Annotated in this window: 11 protein-coding genes; 3 read left to right on the top strand and 8 right to left on the bottom strand. The window is 75.6% G+C overall.

Annotated features, from left to right (window positions below; all coding sequences use genetic code 11):
• The first annotated feature begins 24 nt into the window (after positions 1 to 24).
• Together ACFP3U_RS16140 and ACFP3U_RS16135 are read left to right on the top strand one after the other, a co-directional pair.
• Positions 25 to 429, top strand: a complete 405-nt coding sequence (locus ACFP3U_RS16140; protein ID WP_380226210.1) for a hypothetical protein — start codon at positions 25 to 27, stop codon at positions 427 to 429.
• Between the two features lie 37 nt (positions 430 to 466).
• On the top strand, positions 467 to 901 hold the full coding sequence (locus tag ACFP3U_RS16135; RefSeq protein ID WP_380226209.1) for a pyridoxamine 5'-phosphate oxidase family protein: 435 nt from the start codon (positions 467 to 469) through the stop codon (positions 899 to 901).
• A 111-nt stretch (positions 902 to 1,012) separates the two neighbouring features.
• On the opposite strand, the gene ACFP3U_RS16130 is transcribed toward ACFP3U_RS16135, so the two are convergent.
• The 8 genes from ACFP3U_RS16130 to ACFP3U_RS16095 all read right to left on the bottom strand — a co-directional run bounded on the left by ACFP3U_RS16130 (position 1,013) and on the right by ACFP3U_RS16095 (position 12,174).
• On the bottom strand, positions 1,013 to 1,720 hold the full coding sequence (locus tag ACFP3U_RS16130; RefSeq protein WP_380226208.1) for an NmrA family NAD(P)-binding protein: 708 nt from the start codon (positions 1,718 to 1,720) through the stop codon (positions 1,013 to 1,015).
• A gap of 238 nt (positions 1,721 to 1,958) precedes the next feature.
• Positions 1,959 to 3,767, bottom strand: a complete 1,809-nt coding sequence (locus ACFP3U_RS16125; protein WP_380226207.1) for a dynamin family protein — start codon at positions 3,765 to 3,767, stop codon at positions 1,959 to 1,961.
• Positions 3,764 to 5,749 (bottom strand): dynamin family protein, encoded by a 1,986-nt coding sequence (locus tag ACFP3U_RS16120; protein WP_380226206.1) that lies wholly within the window; start codon positions 5,747 to 5,749, stop codon positions 3,764 to 3,766. Before ACFP3U_RS16120 ends, ACFP3U_RS16125 begins: the two co-directional genes overlap by 4 nt.
• Positions 5,746 to 6,168, bottom strand: a complete 423-nt coding sequence (locus ACFP3U_RS16115) for a hypothetical protein (RefSeq protein WP_380226205.1) — start codon at positions 6,166 to 6,168, stop codon at positions 5,746 to 5,748. Before ACFP3U_RS16115 ends, ACFP3U_RS16120 begins: the two co-directional genes overlap by 4 nt.
• 11 nt (positions 6,169 to 6,179) lie before the next feature.
• Entirely contained in the window at positions 6,180 to 7,787 is a 1,608-nt protein-coding gene (locus ACFP3U_RS16110) for an Hsp70 family protein (protein ID WP_380226204.1), read from the bottom strand.
• Positions 7,788 to 7,878: 91 nt separating this feature from the next.
• Entirely contained in the window at positions 7,879 to 8,184 is a 306-nt protein-coding gene (locus ACFP3U_RS16105) for a hypothetical protein (RefSeq protein ID WP_380226203.1), read from the bottom strand.
• Positions 8,181 to 10,436, bottom strand: a complete 2,256-nt coding sequence (locus tag ACFP3U_RS16100) for an Hsp70 family protein (protein ID WP_380226202.1) — start codon at positions 10,434 to 10,436, stop codon at positions 8,181 to 8,183. Before ACFP3U_RS16100 ends, ACFP3U_RS16105 begins: the two co-directional genes overlap by 4 nt.
• A 316-nt stretch (positions 10,437 to 10,752) precedes the next feature.
• Complete coding sequence (locus tag ACFP3U_RS16095; protein ID WP_380226201.1) at positions 10,753 to 12,174, bottom strand: helix-turn-helix domain-containing protein; 1,422 nt, start codon at positions 12,172 to 12,174, stop codon at positions 10,753 to 10,755.
• 405 nt (positions 12,175 to 12,579) lie between these two features.
• Between ACFP3U_RS16095 and ACFP3U_RS16090 the strand changes: the two genes are divergently transcribed.
• Positions 12,580 to 15,792: a M28 family peptidase gene (locus ACFP3U_RS16090; protein WP_380226200.1), complete on the top strand. Its 3,213-nt coding sequence runs from the start codon at positions 12,580 to 12,582 to the stop codon at positions 15,790 to 15,792.
• The last annotated feature ends 173 nt before the right edge of the window (positions 15,793 to 15,965 follow it).

Raw genomic sequence — 15,965 nt, 5'->3', positions numbered from 1 at the left:
GCGGACGGTTCGAGGGATGTGGAGGTGGCCGTGCACGACGGCGGCGGTGTGGAAGCGGCGATGCCGGTCGGCGGTGTGCTCGGAGCCGCACCAGAGGGCGAACTCGGGGTGGCGCAGCAGGCACGTCGGCTCGCGCCGGAGCGGGACGTGGTTGACCGGGACGGTGGGCAGGGCGGCAGCGAGGGCGGCGTCCCTGGTGGCGGTGCCGCGCGGGCGGAAGGTGTGGTCGTAGAGGAGGAGGAAGAGCGGGGAGGCGGCGACCGGGCCGCCCGCGCCGAGCTTGGCGCCGTTCTCCTTGATGGCCTTCGGCGAGTAGAAGCCCAGGTAGGCAGTGCCGGCGGCCCGTTCGAGCCCCGTTCGACGCCGCCGTGGGGCAGGCGTCGTGCCGACTTCCTGTTGCACATGTCCCGCGTTGCGAGAGCGGATTGACCGTGATCCGCCCGACCGGCTGGCTAAGCTGCCGGTCATGCGTCCGATGACCCAAGAGGAACGCGAAGCCTTCCTCGCAGAGCCGTATGTCGGAGTCCTGAGCGTCGCAGCCGAGCCGGAACGTGCCCCGCTGACCACCCCGATCTGGTACGAGTACCAGCCGGGCGGGCTCGTCAAGGTGATCACGGGCCCCGGCGCGCGCAAGGCCCGGCTGATCGAGGAGGCGGGCCGGTTCGCGTTGTGCGCGCAGGTGGCCGAGGTCGAGGACTATCGGTACGTGTCGGTGGAAGGTCCGGTGACCGAGATCAGGCCGACCTCGAAGCAGGAGCGCTTCGAGATGGCCGCGCGCTACATGGGCGATGCCGCCGCCGGCTACGTGGACGCGACGGAGGAGTCCTCGGCCGACAATGTCGCGATCCACATGCGGCCCGAACGGTGGAACACCTTCGACTTCCGGAGGGTGCTCGGCTAGCCGGTCCTAGCCGGTCGCCGAACGTGCTCCTGTGCGTCCTGTGCATGCACGGCCTCCGGTCCGTCCCGGCGGACGATCGCCGTCGGGACGGACCGGGAGCGGGGAGGCCGGTCAGCGGAAGTCCGCCGGATGGTCCGCGGTCCACTGCGCATACGGGCGTGCCGGGTGGCCGGTCAGCTTCTCGACGGTGTCGTTCACCGGTGCCGGCTTGCCGGCCGTGGCCGCCATCAAGTCCAGCAAAGCACCCACGAAGTCGGCGTCCATGAACTGGCTGAGCTGCTGCCGCACCGCCTGCTCGGCCACCTCCTCGAAGCGCAGCTCGCGGCCCAAGGCCCGACCGAGCACCTCGACCTGCTCGGTCTGGGTGAGTGACTGCGGTCCGGTCAGCTCGTAGACCCGGTTGCGGTGTTCGGCGGCGCCGAGCACCGCTGCGGCCGCCTCGGCGACGTCGCGCTCGTGCACCACCGAGGCGGCTGCCGCGGCGTGGGGCCCGCGGACGGTGTCGCCGCTCTGCAACTGCATCGCCCAGGCCAGCGAGTTGATCGCCGGGAAGAACAGCCGCAGGAACGTCCAGTCGACGCCCGTTGCCCTGATCTCCTGCTCCACCCGCGCGTGGTAGGCGGCGATCACATCAGGCTGCGGGTCCGCGCCGTCGACGACGGCGCCCGAGGACAGGAACACGATCTGCCGCACCCCTGCCTGCCGCGCCCGGTCCAGCAGTGGTCGTGCGTCCATGCCGTAGGGCAGTACCAGGAACAACTCGGTGACGCCGTCCAGTGCGGGCCCGAGCGTCTCCGGCCGGGCCAGGTCGCCGCGCACCACCTCCACGCCCTCGGGCAGGCCGGCCCGCTCGGGGTACGCGACAGGGCCCGGACCTGCCGTCCGGCGCCGGCCAGCGCCTCCACGGTCTGCCGCCCGAAGTGCGCGGTCGCGCCGATCACGAGAATCATGACGGATCCCTCCACATCACCGTTTCGATCAGTGCCTTCGGAAGGACAGTAGAGGTCATCTAGGACAGGTCCTGTCCTAGATGACCGAGTCCTGGAGGGCCGGCGGGTCAGAGGGCGGCGGCGAGGCGTTCGTAGCTGCGGCGCAGGACCTGGCAGGCGCGGCGGGCGGGGCCGGCGAAGGTGGGGTCGATGGTCATCGCCGACCAGTGGGCCAGCCGGTCCAGTGCGACGCGGCGCAGCTCGGCGCGGGCCGTGCCCGGCGGGAGGCCGAGGCGGGCGGCCGGCGTGGCGCCGAACTCGCCCGCCACCCGGCGGAGTTCGAGTAGCTCGGGCTCGGTGAACCCGGCCAGCCGGCCGTCGTAGCAGTCGCGCAGGACGGTCAGCTCGCGGAAGGCGTGCTGCTGGACTTCCAGGTCGACGAAGCGGCCCACCGCGCGGTCGACGGTGGCGCGGATCCGGGCGGCCGAGGGCGGGTCGGGCGGCAGCAGGTCGAGCGGCAGGGTGTCGGGGAGGGTGCGGGCCCGGTCGACGATCCGGCGGAGTTTGATCAGGTCGGCCCGGGCGCCGAAGTGGTCGGTGAGCAGGCGGCGGAAGTCGGCCAGGCCGCTGCGGCGGTCGAGTTCGGCGCGCAGCTCCGGCAGCCGGTCGACGCCGTCCCGGAGGAGTCCGCAGGCCAGGGTGAGGCCGTACCCGGCGAGCAGGCCGAACAGGTGCGCGCGGCGGTCGGCCGGGACGGGCAGGTCCGGATAGGGGCGGGTGGTGAAGTACGGCCCGCGGGCGACCCGGCGGGCGAGCAGGGCGGGTTCGACGGTGGCCAGCTCGGCGAGGTCGGCGAAGTCCGCCTCGGTCAGTTGCCCGGCGGCGGCGCCGACCAGGCTGCAGAGCGGGCGCAGGTCGTACATCAGCCGGGTGCCGCCGGCGGCGGTCATCACCCTGCCGGCGACCCGGCGGCCCTCGGCGAGCGGGTCGGGGTGTTCGGGCCAGTACAGCTCGACCTTGGTGAGGGCGCCGACGGTGGTGAGCGCGCCGCCGGGGCCGCCCGGGGCACCCTGCCCGGTCCCGGGGCCGCCCGGGGAGCCCGGTGCGCCCGGGGCGCCGCCGCCGGTAGAGGCGCCGGGGCCGAAGCCGGCGCCGGTGAAGTCGGCGAGCAGTTCCTCCTCCCCCTGGGCGAGGCCGCGGGCGAAGACCAGTACCAGGGCGTCCGCGCTCCCCGCGTGGCCGATCGAGTCGGCCCGCACCTCGTCCGGCGAACGGCCCAGGAAGCGCAGGGTGTTGGCGGAGTCGGCGCCGAGCACCGAGTCCAGGCCGGGGGTGTCCACCAGGTCGAAGGAGCGGAGGTAGGGGCTGGGATCGGTCACCACCAGGTGGTCGACCGCCCGGAGGCGGGCCTGCCCGGCCGCGTCGTCCTCGCGGGCCCGGGCGGTGAGCGCGCGCAGCTCGTCCGGGTGGTGGCGGTCGGCCGGGCGGCCGTCCTTGTAGTGGACGGTGACGGTGCGCTCGGATCCGTGGGTGAGGCGGCTGACGTTGAAGGTGAGCTCCTCGGCCCCGGTCTCCACCCGGTGCGCGCCGAGCAGGGCGTTGACCAGGGTGGACTTGCCCGCGCTGACTCGGCCGACCAGCGCGACCCGCATCGGGCGGGCGGCCAGCTCGCGGTAGCCGTCGAGCGCGTCGAGGGCGGGGAGGAGGGCCGCCGGGGCGCGGTGGCGGGGGCCGAGCAGGTCGGCGGCCTCGGTGACGGCGCGTTCGGTGGCCTCGCGGACCCCCGGTTCGGGGGTGGCGGCCTCGGACCCATCCGAGATGGGCGGCGGGGCGGTGGCGGTCGGGCCGGAAGGGCCGCCCGGGGCGTGCGGCGGCGCGGCCGGGTGCTCGTCGCCGCCCCGCCCGAGGCGCCACCAGCGGCCGCCCGCCGGGCTCACCGCGCCTCCGCCAGCAGGGCCGCCAGCCGGGTGCCCAACTGCTCCACCCCGGCCCGGACCTCGGTCAGCGGGCGGCGCTCCAGACCGAGTTCGGCGGCCCGCCGGGTGGCCTGCTCGCGGGTCGCGGTCCGGGTGGACTCCAGCCGGGCCAGGGTGTCCCGGGCGGCGGCCTGCTCGCGGGCGATCCGGCTCTCCAGTTCGGCCCGCACCGCGTCCGCCAGGGTGCGCGTCAAGTCCCGGACGGCGTTGGCGAGATGGTTGTACTGGCCGGCCCGCATGGCCTCCAGTTCGGTGCGCAGGCTGTTCCGCCGGGCGGCCCGGTCGGCGATCTGCTGGTCGCGGACGGCGCCCCGGTAGCCGGCCACCCCGCCGAACAGCGCGCCCACCACCGAGCCGATGGAGGAGCCGATCTGCGCGCCGACCGCCGTGCCCGCGCCCGGCAGCACCAGGGTCCCGATGATCGCGCCGATCGCCCCGGCCGCCAGGCCGCCCGCCGTCGTCCCCAGCCCGGAGCCGCCGGTGGTCGCGCGCAGCAGGCCGCCGCCGCGGGCCTGCCGTTCCTCCTCGCCGAGCCGGCCGGTGACCGCCAGCGGGGGCACCGGGGGCTCGGGCAGCCGGCCGCTCGGGCGGGCGTCCAGCTCCAGGCCGTTGCGGCGGGCGAACTCGGCCTGGAGCTCCGCTGCCCGCAGGCCGGCCAGCTCGCCGACCGTCCCGGTGACCAGCGCCGCGTCGGCCGCCAACTGGCCGACCAGGCGGTCCGGTTCGGCGAGCATCGCGTCGTCGTAGAGGTACTCGGTGCGGAACCGGTGCCAGACCTGGTCCAGCTCCTGCTGTGCCTGGACGACCAGGCCGCGGCCGAGGTCGGCGACGGCGTCGACGAGTTCGCGGCGCCAGCGGGCCTCGGAGGAGGCGAGTTCGGCGATCCGGCGCTCGCGTTCCTCGGTGTCGGCCCGGAGTTCGGCGAGCCGGGTGCGGGTCTCGTCGAGCAGGGCGTGCAGCTCGGCGTCGACCGGTTCGAGCATGGTCCGCGCGGAGGCCTCGAGTTCGGCCAGCGCGCCGCCGACCAGCAGCGAGGCCCGCCGCCTGGCCAGCGCCGACCAGAGCACCCGCTCGAACTCCTCGAAGTTGCTGATCTCCAGGTCCTCCGGGTCGCCGTGCGCCAGGTGGTCCAGTTTGGCGCGGGCGGAGACCGGCACCAGCGGGACGTCCTGCGGGGCGAGGCCGGTCGCGGCGGCGAGCTTGGCCAGGGTGTTGGCGTGGATCGCGGTCCAGTCGCCGACGGTGTCGATCTTGGTGAGGGCGAAGACCAACCCGTCGGTGCCGTCCAGGGCCCGGGACGCGGCGGCCGCCCGGGAGAGGAAGCGCAGTTCGCTCTCGGTCAGCGGCTGGGTCGCGTCGGCCACGAACACCAGCGCGTCGGCCTGCGGCAGGAAACCGGCGGTCACGGCGGTGTGCGCCTGGTAGACGGCCCCGACGCCCGGGGTGTCCACCAGCACCAGACCGGAGGCCAGCCGCGGGTTCGGCAGCAGGACGGAGATCAGCCGGACCCGCCGGACGTTCCCCGGATTGCCGGACTCGGTGGCGAACTCCGCGATCCGCTCGCGCGGGATCTCCAGCCGGACGGGCACGCCGTCGGGCCGGTCGTCCGGCGGGTCCAGGGTGACGACGACCTGCTCGACGGGGCCGAAGGCGGCGGTGGTCACCAGGCTGGTGGCGAAGTACGTGTCCCGGGGGAAGAGGTCCGGCTCCTCCAGCAGCGCGTTCAGCAGGCTGGACTTGCCGCGCTTGAACTCGCCGCACACGACCACCGTCAACGTGCCCTCCCGCAGCCGCCGTTCGGCGGCGGCCAGCCGCTCGGCGGTCACCGCGTGACGGGCCGCACCGGCCGCGGCCACCGGGCGCAGCGCCCCGTACAGCGCGAGGGTGTCGGCGCGCAGCGCGTCGAGGACGCGGGCGGGGGACGGCGGGGCGACGGAGGTCATACGGATCCTCGGAGGTCGGGCGGAAGGTCGAACGGGAGGTCGGGGCCGGACCGGCCCGGGCCGGCGATGTCACGCAACCGCTCTTCCATGGTGGCGAGTTGCTCCGGATCGGCGGCCAGGATGTCCTCGATGAGGTCGGCCGGGTCGACGGCGGCCACCGGGTCGACGAGGGCGGCGTAAGTGCCGACGGCACCGGGGCCGGGGCCGGCGGTGTCCGGTCCCCCGCCGGAGCCGCCGGAGCCTCCGGCCTCGGCCTCGGCGTCGGCCAGGTCGTCGAGGAGGCCGATCGCCTCGCCGACGTCCTCGACCAGGTCGGTCACGAACTCGGCGACCTGCTCGACGAGTTCGGCGAAGCCCTCGACGGCGTCGTGCTGGTCGGGCAGGTGCAGCGGGTCCCCGCCGCCAGTGGGATCGAACATCCTGTCGTCCTTCATCGTCCGCTCCTACGGGTCTCCCGCGTCTCCCGGGTCGTCCGGGCCTCCCGGGCCGTTCGGGTCGTCCCTCGGTTCTCCCGGCGGCGGCCCACGGCGTAGTAGACGCCGACGGCGAGCAGTCCGGTCACGATGCCCACGGGCGCGTTGCCGCTCATGGCCAGGCCCGCCACCACGGCCAGCAGGAACACCAGGGCCAGCACCCCGGGCCGGCGGTGCGGGGCGGCCTGCGGCCGTGCTCCGGCGGGCCGCGCCGCCGCGCCGGGCGCCGCCGGGGCCGGCTCCTGCTGGACCGCGATCAGCCACTCGCCGGCGCCCACCGTCTCACCGGGGGCGCGGAGTTGGCGGACCACCCGGCCCGGGGCGGCGGCGGCCAGCTCGACCAGGGCGCCCTCGGGCGTGCGCAGGGTGCCGAGCGCGGCGCCCGCGGGGTAGCCGGTACCGGGCGGGACGTGCCAGGCGGTGAGCTCGGCCGGCGCGGCGAGCTCCCAGGCCAGCGGCACGGCCCCCGCCTCGGTGGCGGCGGGCAGCAACCGGCGGTCGGCGGAGCGGGCCGCCCAGGCGGCGGCGCCGTGCACCACCGCCAGGTCCGGGTCCTCGACCAGCCGCAGCGGACGGCCCAGCCGGTCGGCCAGCAGGGTGGCGACCAGCGGGATCCGGGTGGTCCCGCCGACCAGCAGCACCGCGTCGACGTCCCTGGCCCGCACCCGGTGGGCGGCGAGCAGCTGTCGACAGCAGGCCACCGTGCGGTCGATCAACGGGCCGACCAGGTAGTCGAGTTGGGCGCGCGCCACCCGACTGGCCGGAGTGACGGGGGTGAAGTAGTCCTCCACCTCCGCGGCCTCGCTCAGCTGGTGCTTGATCCGCCGGACGAAGTCGCCGAGTTCGAGCCGGGCCCTGGTCGCCCCGGCGGCCATCAGCGGGTCCAGCCACTCCCGCCCGGCGGTGGCGATGCCACCGGCCAGCAGGGCGTCGATGTCCCGGCCGCCGCAGTCGTCCAGCGCCGCGTGCCCGAGCACCGTGGGCGAGGCACCGCCCGCGCCGATCCGCACCAGCGCCGTGTCGAACGTACCGCCGCCGAAGTCGTACACCAGCACCGTCGCGCCCGGCGCGAACGGCGCCCCCGCCACCGTCGCGTGCGCCGCCGCCACCGGCTCGGCCAGCAGTTCCACGCTCCGAAATCCGGCCGCGGCGCCAGCCGCCAGCATCGCCTCCCGCCGCGGATCCACCGGCCCGTACGAGGCCGGCACGGTCACCACCAGCCGATCGACCTCCCGGCCGACCGCGGCCCGCGCCTGCCCCCGGAACTCGGCCAGCACGGCCGCCACCAGGGCCACGGCGGTGAAGCTGCGCCCGCCCAGCACGACGGGCGCCCGCTCACCGAGGTCCCGCTTGAACTCGGCGCGGTAGGAGTCCGGTTCGGCCCGCTTGCGGCGCTCCGCGGCCGAGCCGACGAGCAGCCGCCCGTCCGCGCCGAGGGACACCGCCGACGGCCAGGACAGCAGCCCGCTGGACGGCTCCTTCAGCGCCCGCTCACGCCCGTCCAGCACCACGGCGGCCGACGAGGAGGAGGTGCCGAAGTCGACGACGAGCACGGGTACGGTCACACCGCGCCCCTTCCTGTGAGGTCTTCCGGAGTGGGTGGTCGCCCGCAGGGCGAGGTTCCTGCGGAACGGCCCGGGCGGGTGGTGCCGGTGGTCAGTCGCCGTGGCGGGCGAGCCGGACGGCCCAGCCCACCGCCCCGGCGGCCAGGCCGAACGGCAGCACGATGCCGAGCATCGCGACGAACTCGCCGTCCGCCCGCGTCACCGTCAGGACCACCGCGCCCACGAGGGCCGCCGCCGCCCCCAGCCCGAGCCCCGTCCGCGCCCCCGCCGAGTGGCCCCGGCCCCGGACGGCGGCCACCGCGAGGGTCACCGCCGCCGTCACCAGGACGACCGTCGCGAGGACGGTGACACCGCCGTCGCCCAGCAGCCAGGGGCCTTCCGCCGCCGCGAGGATCATCCGAGCACTCCGTTCACCGCGACCAGCCCCGCGAACAGCAGGGCGCACCAACTGCCCACCGGCAGGCCCGCCACCCGCTCGGCGCGCCGGGACCGGGCGGCGAGGCCGAGCCCCGCCGCGCCCCCGGCGGCGGCCAGCGCCGCCGCCACCTCCACCAGCCACCGGCCGTGCCGCAGCTCGTCCGCTCCGGCGGCGATCAGCGCCGCCGTGGCGAGCCCGGCCGCGACGGCCGGCCAGACCGACCGGCGGGACCTTCCGAGGGCCCGTACGAGGAGCGCCCCGGTGACCGCTCCGCCCACGCAGGGCAGCGTGACGGTCAGCAGCTCCGCGCCCTCCAGCACGCCGTACCGGCCCTCGTGCGAGGAGACCGCGAACCAGGTCGTGCCGCCGGCGAGCACCGCTCCCAGCAAGCCGCCGAGCCAGCTCCGCCACGCCACCGAGGCCTCCGCGCGCCGACGGCGGCGGACCGCCAGGGCCACCGCGACCAGCCCGGTGCCGAGCAGCATCAGGCCCGTCTGCTGGAACTGGTAGACGGTCGGGCTCTCGTCGAACGGCAGCCGCCGGTACGGGTCCCAGTCCCGGGTCACCGTGTCCGACGCCCAGCCCGCCCAGCACAGCGCCACCACCAGCGCCGCCCCCGCGGCCGAACGCCAGGCCCGGCCCGCGCTCCGGCCGACCGCGACGAGCCCCGCCACCAGCACCACCACGGCGGCCTGGCCGAGCAGCAGGAACATGCCCCGGCCCGGGTCCACCTTGTCGACGAGCCCGAGCAGACCGTACCCGAGGAGGAGCGCGCCCAGCAGCGCCAGCATCGCGGTCCCGGTGCGGCCCGGCCAGCTCGGCCGACCCGGCGGTGGCGGCGGGTAGCCGGGCGGGGCGTGCCCGCCAGGCGGCCCGTCCGGCTCCTGCGCCGCGCCGGCCGGCTGGACCGCCAGCAGCCATTCGCCCGGACCGACCGCCGTGCCGGGCGCCACCAACTGCCGGACCATGGTGCCGGGTTCGTCGGCGGTCAGCTCCCAGAGGCTGCCGTCGGGCAGGCGCAGCGAGCCCAGCGCGGCACCGGCCGGGTAGGCGGTCGCGGCCGGGACGGCCCAGCCGACGACCTCGGCCGTCGGCGCGGGGAAGCCCCAGGCGAGCGGCCGGGTGTGGGCGGGCAGCCGGAGCGGGCTGAGCCGGCGGTCGGCGGAGCGGGCGGCCCAGGCGGCGGCGCCGTGCACCACCGCCAGGTCCGGGTCCTCGACCAGCCGCAGCGGACGGCCCAGCCGGTCGGCCAGCAGCGCCCGCACGGCGGGGACGCGGGTGGTGCCGCCGACCAGCAGGACGGAGTCGACGGCGCGCGGTCGGACCCCGCAGTCGGCGAGCAGCTGGCGGCAGCAGGCCACCGTCCGGTCGAGCAACGGGCCGATCAGGGCTTCGAGTTCGTCGCGGGCCACCCGGCTGGCCGGGCCGAGCGGCGTCAGATAGTCCTCGACCAGCGCGGACTCGGTGAGCTGGTGCTTGATCCGGCGGACGAAGTCGCCGAGCTCCAGGTGGGCGCGCAGCGCGCCCGCGCCGCCCGCGCCGAGCAGCGGCTCCAGCCAGTCCCGGCCCCGTTCGCGGATCCGGCCGGCGAGCAGCCCGTCGATGTCCCGGCCGCCGCAGTCGTCCAGCGCCGCGTGCCCGAGCACGGTGTGCGAGGCGCCGTCCGCGCCGATCCGCACCAGCGCCGTGTCGAACGTACCGCCGCCGAAGTCATACACCAGCACCGTCGCGCCCGGCGCGAACGGCTGCCCCGCCACCGTCGCGTGCGCCGCCGCCACCGGCTCGGCCAGCAGTTCCACGCTCCGGAACCCGGCCGCGGCGCCCGCCGCCAGCATCGCCTCCCGCCGCGGATCCACCGGCCCGTACGAGGCCGGCACCGTCACCACCAGCCGCTCGATGCCGCGGCCGATCATCACCTGCCCTTGGGAGCGGAACTCCGCCAGGACGGCGGCCACCAGGGCGCTCACCGGGTACGTCCGCTCGCCCAGCGGAACGGGCGCCCGCTCGCCCAGGTCGCGCTTGAACTCCGCGCGGTAGCAGGACGGTTCGGCCCGTTTACGGTGCTCGGCCGCCGAGCCGACGAGCAGCCGGTCGCCCTCCGCGCAGACCGCGGAGGGCCAGGACAGCAGGCCGCTCGACGGCTCCTTCACCAGCCGCTCGCCCCGGTCCAGCACCACCGCCGCCGCCGAGGACGACGTGCCGAAGTCCACCACGAGCACCGGCTCGGCCATGCTCCACCCCCTGGACGGACCCGGCCGGCGGTGAGGGTACCGGCCCGGGTTCGCGGCGAGGATAGCAGCGGCGGATCTTCCCGTTCGGCCGCTTCGAGGCCGGTCCGGGAGACCGATGCGATGTCGTGATGGACGGTCCACAGACGGATGTTGATGCACCGTCAGGTATTCCGACGACGGGTCGCGAGGGGATCGGCGGGTGCACTCGGACCGTCGTTCGAGTGCACCCGGGGGTGGTGGTGTCGGCGGTACGTTCAGCCGCGGTGGCGCGGATGGCGGGGGACGGAGCGGCGGTGGGCGAACCCCGCCCGTCGCCTCACCCCGCGAGGCCGTGCCCGGCCAACCGGCGGCGCAGGACGGCGAGTTCGCGCCGGACCAGCGGCGGCAGCCCGTCCGCCCCGCCGCCGCCCGCCGCGAGGACCGGCCCGAGCAGGTCGGCGGCGGCCCGGGGGTCGTGGGCGAGCAGGTGGCAGTCGGCCACCCGGACGGTGAACAGGAGTCGGGCGGCGGGGAGTTGGTCGGGGGCGAGCAGGGCGAGCGCGGTCTCGGCGGCGTCGACGGCGCGGCGGGCGAGCCGGGGGTCGTCGACGGCGGCGGCCGCGTCGCGCAGGGCGGCGGCGGCGCCGGCCTCGACGCGCAGCCGCATGGAGGCGATGGAGAGCCAGGCGGCGTCGGACTCGTCGTGGGCGCCGATGTGGTCGAGGTGCAGCCGGGAGCGGCCGAGGTGGCGGACGGTGGCGCGGACGTCGCCGGTCATGGCGTGGGCGCGGGCCTGGGCGATCTGGCCCATGGCGCCGGCCCAGTGCCGGGCGGGGGCGACCCGGGCGATCTCGCGGGCGTAGCCGAGGGCGGCGGCGGGGTCGCCGTCGAGGCGGGCGAGGAAGCTCATGTCGCTGAGCGCGGCGACCTGGGTGGCGTGGTCGTCGGCGAGTTCGGCCCAGCCGAGGGCGCGGGTGTAGCAGGCCATGGCGGTGGCGTTGCGGCCGTCCTGCATGCGCAGGGCGCCGGCCGCGTGGGCGTACTCGCCGGCGAGCCGGGCCAGCGGGCGGCGGTCGGGGCCGGCGGGGTGGGCGGCGAGGCGGCGCAGGACGACGCGCAGGGTGTCCTCGACGGCGGCGGTGCCGGGGGCGGCGGGGCTGTCGCCGGCCCGGAGGTGGGCGGCGAGCAGGCCGGCGAGGGCGTGGGCGGTGTCGGGGTCGAGCGGTGCGGCGGTGTCGGGGTCGGCGGCGCGGAAGGCGGTGTGCAGGACGGCCAGTTCGACGGGCTCGGGGACGGCGCAGCCGGCGGCGTCGTGGAGCGGGCAGAGCAGCCCGTAGTCGGGGAGGCGCGCGGGCAGGTGGGCGGCGAGGCCGGCGGGCAGGAAGGCGGGCAGGACGGGGCCGAGGGCGGCGACGGGCGGGCCGGGCAGCGGGGGGCGGGCCCAGTCCCCCGAGGCAAGTGCGGGAGCGGGGGCCAGGGACGTCCCGGCGGTGGGGGGCGGGCCCTCCTCGGCGAGGCGGCAGGCGGTGCGCAGGTCGCCGCCGGCGTGCAGGAGGTCGTCGAGTCGGTCGGCGACGCGGGGGCTGGTGCGGCGGGTGCCGTGTTCGAGTTTGCTGACGGCGGTGTGGTCGTAGCCGATCTCGGCGCCGAGCTGGGCCTGGGTCAGGCCGGCGCGGCGGCGCCACTGGCGCAGGCGGAGCCCGAAGGCCTGCCAGAGGTGGTCCTGGACGGGCGTGGTCGCCGCCCGGTTCCGGTGCACGGGGCTGCCCTCCCGAGTGCGTTCCGGGCCTTCCGGTGGGGAGGTCCGCTGAGGAGGACGGTACTGGACGGGGGCCTCGTCGTACATGAGGTGGTCTCAACCACTTCCGCACTCTGGTCTCAACCTCTCCACACGGTGGTCTCTACCTCTCCAGTAGCTCCGACCTGCCCCGACGCCTCCACAGCCACCAAGTCCCGTAGCAACCACACCTCCTGACGCCACTTGACGGAACTTGCCAACCGCCCGCTCCGCGCGCCCGATCCGTTGACCGTGGCATGACGCCGTGTGAGGGTTCCGGCACCCGAGCGCGGACGCCCGCAGGGCCGTCCCCCTAGCGGCCCGCGGTGAGCGCCCTTCCGGCACGCCGTCCGCGGTCGAGCACCCCCACGTTCGAGGAGCCTCGGAATGACACGCAGATTGCTGACGGCGGGGACCACCCTGGCCGTCCTGGCCGGCCTGCTGACCGCCACCGCGGTCGGGCAGGCCGCCGCCGCCCCGGGCGCGGCCACACCGACACACCCCAGCGCGCCGACACCCCCCAGCGCCCTGGCCGCCGCCGTGAACACCGCCGACCGGGCGGCCGCGGCGGGCCTGGACGCACTGGCCAAGGGCCCCGGCGAGACGTACGAGCGCCAGTCCGTGACCCCCTGGCTGGCCGGTCTCTACTCGGTCGCCTACGAGCGCACCTACCGGGGCCTGCCGGTGGTCGGCGGCGACGCCGTCGTGGTCGCCGACGGCCAGGGCAGGGTGCGCGGGCTGCAGTCCGCCGCCACCGGCCCGATCGGCGTCCCCACCACCGCGCTGGTCAGCGCCGCCCACGCGGAGCGGACCGCCCGCACCCAACTGGCCACCGTCGACGGGGTGCAGGCCCGCCGGCTGGTCGTCCGGGTCAAGGACGGCGCCGCCCGGCTCGCCTGGGAGACCGTGCTCACCGGCCGGACCGCGACCGCACCGAGCACCCTGCACGTCTTCGTGGACGCCCGCAACGGCGAGCTCGTCGACAGCTACGACGACGTCCGGGCCGGCACCGTCAACAGCAAGTGGAACGGCGCTCCCCCGGTCACCATCAGCACCACCGCCTCGGGCGGCGGCTACTCGCTGCGCGACCCGAACCGCCCCGGCCTGACCTGCGCCGACTACTCGACCGGCCAGGTGTTCAGCAAGTCCTCGGACTCCTGGGGGAACGGCAGCCCCACCAGCAAGGAGACCGGCTGCGGCGACGTCATGTTCGCCGCGCAAAAAGAGTGGGACATGCTCAAGGACTGGCTGGGCCGCAACGGCCACAACGGCAACGGCGGAAGCTGGCCGGTCAAGGTCGGTCTGAACGACGTCAACGCCTACTGGGACGGCTCCTCGGTCTCCATCGGCCACAACCAGGCCAACGAGTGGATCGCCGCGATAGACGTCGTCGGCCACGAATTCGGCCACGGCATCGACCAGTTCACCCCGGGCGGCGCCAACAACGAGAACGGCCTCGGCGAGGGCACCGGCGACATCTTCGGCGCGCTCACCGAGGCGTACGCCAACGAGCCCTCCCCGTACGACACCCCGGACTACACCGTCGGCGAGACGATCAACCTGGTCGGCCGCGGCCCGATCCGCAACATGGCCAACCCCTCACTCGTCAACGGCGACCCCAACTGCTACTCCTCCTCGATCCCGAGCACCGAGGTGCACGCGGCGGCCGGCCCGCTGAACCACTGGTTCTACCTGCTCGCCGAGGGCTCCAACCCGGGCGGCGGCAAGCCCACCAGCCCGACCTGCAACAGCTCCGCGGTCACCGGCATCGGCATCAAGGACGCGGGCCGGATCTTCTACGGCGGCATGCTGCTCAAGACCAGCGGCATGACGTACAAGAAGTACCGCACCACCACCCTGACCGCGGCCAAGAACCTCGACCCGAGCTGCACCCTGTTCAACCGCACCAAGGCGGCCTGGGACGCGGTCAGCGTACCGGCCCAGACCGGCGACCCGAAGTGCGACGGCCCGACCGGCCCCGACTTCTCGATCGCGACCACCCCGGGCTCCGGCACCGTCCAACCCGGCTCCTCGGCCACCGCGACGGTCGTCACCCAGGTGACCCAGGGCGGCGCCCAGACCGTCAACCTGACCGCCTCCGGCGCCCCGAGCGGCGCGAACGTCAGCTTCAGCCCGTCCTCCGTCCAGACCGGCTCGAACGCGACGATGACCGTCTCCACCAGCGCCACCACCGCGCCGGGCAGCTACCTCATCACGGTCACCGGCACCGGCCAGACCACCCACACCGCGCAGTACGCGCTGACGGTCGGCGGCGGCAACCCCGGCGGCCAGGCGCCCGACATCAGCGTCGCCAACGTCCAGGCGCACCTGGCCCAGTTCAACACCATCGCCACGCAGAACGGCGGCAACCGGCGCACCGGCACCGCCGGGTACAGCCAGTCGCTGGCCTATGTGAAGGGCAAGCTCCAGGCGGCCGGCTACACGGTCGGCGAGCAGACCTGCGGCTCCTGCACCTACGGCGGCAACAACCTGATCGCCGACTGGCCGGGCGGGCCGGCCGACCAGGTCACCATGTTCGGCGCGCACCTGGACGGCGTCAGCGCCGGCCCGGGCATCAACGACAACGGCTCCGGCTCGGCCGTCCTGCTGGAGAACGCGCTCACCCTGGCGCAGCAGAACCCGACCCTCACCCGGCACGTCCGGTTCGCCTGGTGGACGGGCGAGGAGCAGGGCCTCCAGGGCTCGCAGTCCTACGTGGGCCAGCTCAGCTCGACCCAGCGCAGCGCGATCAAGGGCTACTACAACTTCGACATGGTCGGCTCGCCCAACGGCGGCTACTTCATCAACAACCTCAACTCCGCCACCTCGGCGCCGATGAAGGCGTACTGGGACTCGCTGAACCTCCAGCCGGAGGAGAACGTCGAGGGCCAGGGCCGCTCGGACGACGCCTCGTTCCAGGCCGCGGGCATCCCGACCTCGGGGTACGCGGCGGGCGCCGGCGCCACCAAGTCCTCCGCGCAGGCGGCCAAGTGGGGCGGCACCGCGGGCCGGGCGTACGACTCCTGCTACCACTCGGCGTGCGACACCACCGCCAACATCAACGCCACCGTGCTGGACCGCAGCGCCGACGGCGTCGCCTACACGCTGTGGAAGACCTCGGTCGGCGGCGGCCCGATCCCGACCAACGACTTCTCGGTCGCGGTCAACCCGGCCACCGGCACCGTCAAGCCGGGCGAGTCGGCCAGTGCCGCGGTCGACACCCGGACCACCTCCGGCTCCGCGCAGACCGTGAACCTCGCGGTCTCCGGCGCGCCGGCCGGGGTGACGGCCACGGTCAGCCCCGCCTCGGTGCAGTCCGGCGGCTCCGCGACGCTGACCGTCGCGGTCGGCCCGTCGGTCCCGGCGGGGACGTACAACCTGGTGGTGACCGGGACCGGTTCGGTCGCCCACACCGGCGGCTACACGCTGGTGGTCGGCTCCGACCCCGGCCCGGGCAACGGCACCTGGGCGGCGGGCACCACGTACAAGGCGGGTGACCTCGTCACCTACAACGGAATCGGCTACCGGTGCCTCCAGGGCCACACGGCCCAGGTGGGCTGGGAGCCGCCGATCGTCCCGGCCCTCTGGCAGTCGATCTGAGCGGACCGGATCGTCTTCCGGGACGGGATGTCAAAGCGGTGCCGCGGTTCGTCGAGGGGGACGGACCGCGGCACCGCCGCGTGGTCGGGGGCCGTTCGCTGACGTAGAGTCAGCGCGGGCCGCCGTACGGTCCGTCGCCAGCCACGAGCCGCCGACCGAGGAGGCACCCCCGT

The organism is Kitasatospora misakiensis (genome assembly GCF_042656005.1).
In the GTDB taxonomy this organism is placed as follows: Bacteria; Actinomycetota; Actinomycetes; order Streptomycetales; family Streptomycetaceae; genus Kitasatospora; species Kitasatospora misakiensis.
This window is presented reverse-complemented; position numbering and strand designations above follow the sequence as displayed.

What these genes read in the sequence shown, in the direction of transcription:
- ACFP3U_RS16135 (WP_380226209.1), top strand. Translation starts at nt 467, where the DNA reads ATGCGTCCGATGACCCAAGAGGAACGCGAAGCCTTCCTCGCAGAGCCG.
- ACFP3U_RS16120 (WP_380226206.1), bottom strand. Translation starts at nt 5,749, where the DNA reads ATGACCTCCGTCGCCCCGCCGTCCCCCGCCCGCGTCCTCGACGCGCTG.
- ACFP3U_RS16115 (WP_380226205.1), bottom strand. Translation starts at nt 6,168, where the DNA reads ATGTTCGATCCCACTGGCGGCGGGGACCCGCTGCACCTGCCCGACCAG.
- ACFP3U_RS16105 (WP_380226203.1), bottom strand. Translation starts at nt 8,184, where the DNA reads ATGATCCTCGCGGCGGCGGAAGGCCCCTGGCTGCTGGGCGACGGCGGT.
- ACFP3U_RS16100 (WP_380226202.1), bottom strand. Translation starts at nt 10,436, where the DNA reads ATGGCCGAGCCGGTGCTCGTGGTGGACTTCGGCACGTCGTCCTCGGCG.
- ACFP3U_RS16090 (WP_380226200.1), top strand. Translation starts at nt 12,580, where the DNA reads ATGACACGCAGATTGCTGACGGCGGGGACCACCCTGGCCGTCCTGGCC.